Source organism: Phenylobacterium sp. (genome assembly GCF_024508875.1).
Classification (GTDB): domain Bacteria; phylum Pseudomonadota; class Alphaproteobacteria; order Caulobacterales; family Caulobacteraceae; genus Phenylobacterium.
Map to the genome: position 1 here is coordinate 1 of NZ_JANINU010000167.1, position 5,175 is coordinate 5,175.

Sequence of the window (5,175 nt, forward strand, 5' to 3'; positions counted from 1 at the left end):
TCAGCTCGTTATCCTCGACGATGAGGACCTTCTTGGCCATTCGGGACCCGACGCTGCTGGAGGCGCGGCCGGATTTCGGCCCTTCCCCACCCTTCCGGCCCTTATCGGTCGGTATATCCTTAAACTTCGTTATCCCCGTTGGAACCGCCTTGACCCAAGCCTCGCCGATCGCCGCCCCGCCTCTGGCCACGCTCGGCCTCTCCACCGAGCGGCCCCTCGTGCTGGTGGACGTGGACGAGGTGCTGGGCCTGTTCATGCAGGGCTTCGGGGACTTCGTGGCCGACCATGGCCTGGAGATGCGGATCGACCGCTTCGCCCTGTTCCAGAACATCTACCGGCCGGGCGAGGCCGAGCACTATCCGGTGGAGGACGGCAAGAAGCTGTTCGACGCCTTTTTCGCCACGCGCTGCCACGAGATCGAGCCGGCCCCGGGCGGCATCGACGCCCTGAACCGCCTCTCGAAGGTCGCCGAGATCCTGATCCTGTCCAACGCGCCGGCCCAGGCCGAGGCGCTGCGGACGCAGTGGCTGCGCAAGCACGGCCTGCCGCACCCGCTGATCCTGAACTCGGGGCCGAAGGGTCCGATCGCCGCCGGCCTGGTGGCGCAGACACCGCAGCGGACCGCCTTCGTGGACGACCTGCTGCCCAATCTCGATTCGGTGCAGGACCACTCGCCTGGGACCGCGACGTTCCAGCACGTGGCCGACCTGCGCCTGCGTCCCCTGGCGCCGCAGTCCGAGCGCCACCCCCGCATCGACGACTGGGCCGAGTTGGCCGACGCGATCGAGGCGGCGATACGGAGATAGCGGCGCGGGCGGCCCAGGCGCGTTGACGCCGCCGCCGGCCCATCGTCAAGTCGCGCCTCTGTTTGCGATGGGGCGTCCTTCCATGCTGATCCGTACCGGCCTTCGCGGCCTGCTCTCGACTGCCGTGGCGGCGAGCCTCCTGATGTCGCCGATGGCGGCCCTCGCGGCGCCCGGCGGCTACCAGGTCCCGCCCGCCCCCATCGCCCAGATCATCGCGGCCCAGCCGACGCCGGCGGTCAGCCTCTCGCCCGATCGTAAGACGCTCGCCGTGCTCAACCGCGAGGGCCTGCCCTCGATCGCCGCCGTCTCCGAGCCGATCCTGCGCCTGGGCGGCTACCGGGTGAACCCGCGCACCAACGGCCCGGTCGAGGCGCGCACGAACTGGAACACCGGCCTCAGCTTCAAGGACGTCGCCAGCGGAAAGACCACCACCGTCGAGTTGCCGGCCAAGGCGCGCTTCATCGGCCCGCAATGGTCGCCCGACGGCAAGACTCTCGCCATCGCCGTGGAGGCCCCCGACGGGCTGGAGCTGTGGGTCGCCGACGTCGCCGGCGCGAAGGCGCGCAAGCTGACCGGGCCGATCCTCAACGCCGCCTTCGGCCAGCCCTACGACTGGCTGGCGGACTCCAAGGCGCTGGTCGCCCGCACTGTACCGGCCGGCCGCGGCGCCCCGCCGGTCGCCTCGACCACGCCCGACGGACCGGTGATCCAGGAGAACCGCGGCCGCACCGCCCCCAGCCGAACCTACCAGGACCTGCTGGGCAGTCCCCGCGACGAAGCCCTGTTCGACCACTACTTCACCAGCCAGATCGCCCGCGTCGACCTGGCCGGCGCGGTGACGCCGATCGGGGCGCCGGCTGTCTGGGCCGAGGCGACGCCCTCGCCGGACGGCAAGTACCTGCTCACCGCCAAGCTGAAGCGCCCCTACAGCTACGTCGTCCCGGCGCGCGCCTTCCCGACCGAGATCGCGGTGCTCGACATGACCGGCGCCGTCGTGAAGACCCTTGTCGACCGGCCGCTGGCCGATGACGTTCCGCCGCCCTTCGACGCGGTGGTGAAGGGGCCGCGCGACGTCGAATGGCGCGCCGACGCGCCCGCCACCCTGCTGTGGGCCGAGGCCCAGGACGGCGGCGACCCGCGCAACAAGGTCGAGATCCACGACCGCCTCGTGCTGCTGGACGCGCCGTTCACCGCCGCGCCGCGCAAGCTGGCGGACCTGAAGGATCGCTACGATTCCATAGCCTGGGGTCGCGACGACGCGGCCATCGTCACCAGCCGCTGGTGGCTGACCCGGCACGAGACGCGCACCCTGGTGAACCCCGGCAAGCCCGACGCCGGCCGCGTGCTGATCTCGCGCAGCTCGCAGGACCGCTACGGCGACCCGGGCGAGCCGATGTTCGCGCGCAACGCCGCCGGCGAGCCGGTCATGCAGTTCACCGCCGACGGCAAGGCCGTGCTGATGAGCGGCCCCGGCGCGACGGCGAAGGGCGAGTATCCGTTCGTCAGCCGTCTCGAACTGGCCGACGGCAAGATCAAGGAGCTCTGGCGCAGCGAGCCGGGGGTCTACGAACTCCCGGTCGCCTTCGCCGATGCGGCGGCGACGAAGCTGGTCACCCGGCGCGAGAGCCAGAAGGCCGTCCCGAACTATTTCCTGCGGACGATGGGCGCCAAGACGCCGAAGCCCCTGACCGCCTTCGCCGATCCGGCGCCGCAGTTCGCGGGCGTCAACAAGCAGTTGATCACCTACAAGCGGGCCGACGGCCTGCCACTGTCCGGCACGCTGTACCTGCCGTCCGGCTACGACGCCAAGCGCGACGGGCCCCTGCCGCTCCTGATGTGGGCCTACCCCGCCGAGTTCACGGACCCGAAGATGGCGGGCCAGGTCGTCGACACCTCGGCCAACCGCTTCTCCCGGCCGGGCGGCATCTCGCACCTGCTACTGGTGACCCAGGGCTACGCCGTCCTCGACAACCCGGCCTTCCCCATCGTCGGCGCCAACGGCACGGCCAACGACACCTACATCGAACAGCTCCAGGCCGACGCCAAGGCCGCGGTGGACGCCGTGGTCGACCTGGGCGTCGCCAGCCGGGACAAGATCGCCGTCGGCGGCCACTCGTACGGGGCCTTCATGACCGCGAACCTCTTGGCCCACACCGACCTCTTCAAGACGGGCATCGCCCGCTCGGGCGCCTACAACCGCACGCTCACCCCCTTCGGCTTCCAGGCCGAGGAGCGCACCTACTGGGAGGCGACGGACATCTACACGAAGATGAGCCCGTTCACCTACGCGCCCCGGATCAAGGAGCCGATCCTGCTGATGCACGGCGGCGCCGACGACAACTCGGGCACCTTCCCGGTCCAGACCGAACGCTTCTACGCCGCCCTCAAAGGCGCTGGAGCCACCGTTCGCTACGTCGTCCTGCCCAACGAGGCCCACGGCTATCGCGCCCTGGAATCCTCCGACCACACCCTCTGGGAAATGGCCACCTGGCTCGACACCTACCTGAAGGGCAAGCCGGCGCCGGCGGATCGGTGAGGGAGGCGCTTCTTGTTCGCGGCGAGAGGGGGACAGCCTGGTCGCTGACTAGGCGGCCGCGAACGGATCTGGGCCTGCATCAGTTTCCTGATGCAGGCATCTTTTCGAACTCCGCCGTCACGACTTTATTCTCTCGCACTAGCTTGAACCGGCCATCGGCCACCGGCAGGTAGACGGGCTCGCCGTCCTTGGTTTCCACCACCAGCGCCCAAGGGACACTTGTCTTTCCCTCACGGCTCAGGATCGCCTGGATTCCGATCGAGACCGTGTCGTTGACAACCTCCAGTCGGAAGTCGAGAGGCCCGATTAGGTCGACCTCGCTGGCCACTACGCTGGCCTCGCCGGTCGACTTACCGCGCCAGAGAGAACCCAGGGCGTTGAAGCGCCCCACCGACCACGGTTGCGACCTGTCCGCGAACTGCAACGCGATCCCTTCCGTCCCGCCAGAAACAACCGCCACCGGGCTTGGCGCCCACGAGGCTGCTGATGGTCACAGGCCCACACCAGTATGTCTGGTTGAGACCTTCAGAAGTCGCGCCGGAAACTTGGTATACGATCGTCCCTTCCGCGACAGCGATGGTGAGCGGGTCTTTGACCGCGAATGGCGCCGACACTCGGCCTGTCTTCCGATACGAGACCTTCGCCGTGGCGAGCGTGACCCCCTTCATCCGCATGTCTTCGTCGAAATTGTAGGCGAACGTGGCGACGCTCCCCCGTTTGGCGTCCGGCAGCGCGCCCGTCACGATCTTCACACTAGCGGGATCGAACGCCAGGTCGGAAAAGGGCGTAGCGTTCAGCGCCTCGCTGAAGGGGTCTACGCGAGCCCGAGCAGCCTCGACCCGCGGCCCGATATCACCGGCCAGAAACGCTGCGAGCCAGCGATCCTCGCCTTGCTTTTTGAACGCGGCCTGTTCCTCGTCCGTCAACTGCAGGCGCGCGTAGCCATTCCGTGTCATGCAACGCCGGGCCGCGGCTTTGCGGTAGGGCGCGTTGAAGAACGCCTGGTCGATGGGCGTCCCCAGCAGCGTCTTGCGACCGGCGGACGAGCCGTTGTCGATAAATTGGCCCGAAGACAAGAAGTCCGCCTTCTGACTCGACGCATCACTTTGGCACCGCTCGATCTGCGCCTTCACCGCGGCCGGCGTGGCGCCGACTTTCGCCCATACCTTCGTTTCGGCAGCGCGCGCACTCGCTCCGAGCGATGCGACTGCTGTCAGCAAAACCACCGAACCAAAACGCGCAAAGATCATCGTCCCCCCTCGTAGCTAGTGTGAAGGTCATATCGCCGAATCAATCTGGAGCACCCGCACTTTCGCGTAGCAATCTAGGATGTAAGGCAGCCCGCCCAGCCGCGGCGATTGGCAGGGCCGAGCCGATTGTCGTTTCGGTCCGAGGCGTAGATTCAGTGACCGGAGGGAGAGCCGTAAACGGTGAGGGTCGAGCAGCGATTCGCCTCGCACCCAAAGCCATCCCGTGAGCACGCAGAACAAATCAGGTATTCAGGGCCGATGATCCGCATCGGCGTGGACTTCGGCGGGACAAAGATCGAGGCGGCGGCGCTCGACGCCGAGGGCCGGTTCCAGGCGCGCGTCCGCGTTCCGACGCCGCCGGCCTACGAGGACCGGCTGGAGGCCACCGCCCAGGTCGTCGGCGAGGCCGAGCGGCAGGCGGGCGTCACGGTGACCCGCGTCGGCGTGGGCGGCCCCGGCTCGCCCTCCCCCGCCACCGGCCTGATGCGCAACTCCAACTCCACCGTGCTGAACGACAAGCCCTTCCCGGCCGACCTGCAGCGCGTGCTGGGCCGCGACGTCCGCTACGCCAACGACGCCAACT

General features: G+C 68.6%; 5 protein-coding genes. 3 read left to right on the forward strand and 2 right to left on the reverse strand.

Annotation, left to right across the window (positions count from 1 at the left end; translation table 11 throughout):
• Window positions 1-149: 149 nt before the first annotated feature.
• Together Q0L11_RS13320 and Q0L11_RS13325 are read left to right on the forward strand one after the other, a co-directional pair.
• On the forward strand, window positions 150-806 hold the full coding sequence (locus Q0L11_RS13320) for a hypothetical protein (RefSeq protein WP_296597857.1): 657 nt from the start codon (window positions 150-152) through the stop codon (window positions 804-806).
• 82 nt (window positions 807-888) lie between these two features.
• Window positions 889-3,342, forward strand: coding sequence for a prolyl oligopeptidase family serine peptidase (locus Q0L11_RS13325; protein WP_296597858.1), 2,454 nt, complete (start codon window positions 889-891; stop codon window positions 3,340-3,342).
• 79 nt (window positions 3,343-3,421) lie between these two features.
• Here the strand turns inward: Q0L11_RS13325 and Q0L11_RS13330 are convergent, their stop codons facing one another.
• Together Q0L11_RS13330 and Q0L11_RS13335 are read right to left on the reverse strand one after the other, a co-directional pair.
• Window positions 3,422-3,670 (reverse strand): hypothetical protein, encoded by a 249-nt coding sequence (locus Q0L11_RS13330; protein ID WP_296597860.1) that lies wholly within the window; start codon window positions 3,668-3,670, stop codon window positions 3,422-3,424.
• Between the two features lie 22 nt (window positions 3,671-3,692).
• Window positions 3,693-4,592 (reverse strand): hypothetical protein, encoded by a 900-nt coding sequence (locus tag Q0L11_RS13335; RefSeq protein WP_296597861.1) that lies wholly within the window; start codon window positions 4,590-4,592, stop codon window positions 3,693-3,695.
• A 258-nt stretch (window positions 4,593-4,850) separates the two neighbouring features.
• Between Q0L11_RS13335 and Q0L11_RS13340 the strand changes: the two genes are divergently transcribed.
• Window positions 4,851-5,175, forward strand: a 325-nt coding sequence (locus Q0L11_RS13340) for an ROK family protein (protein WP_296597863.1), incomplete at its 3' end; no start/stop codon positions are given.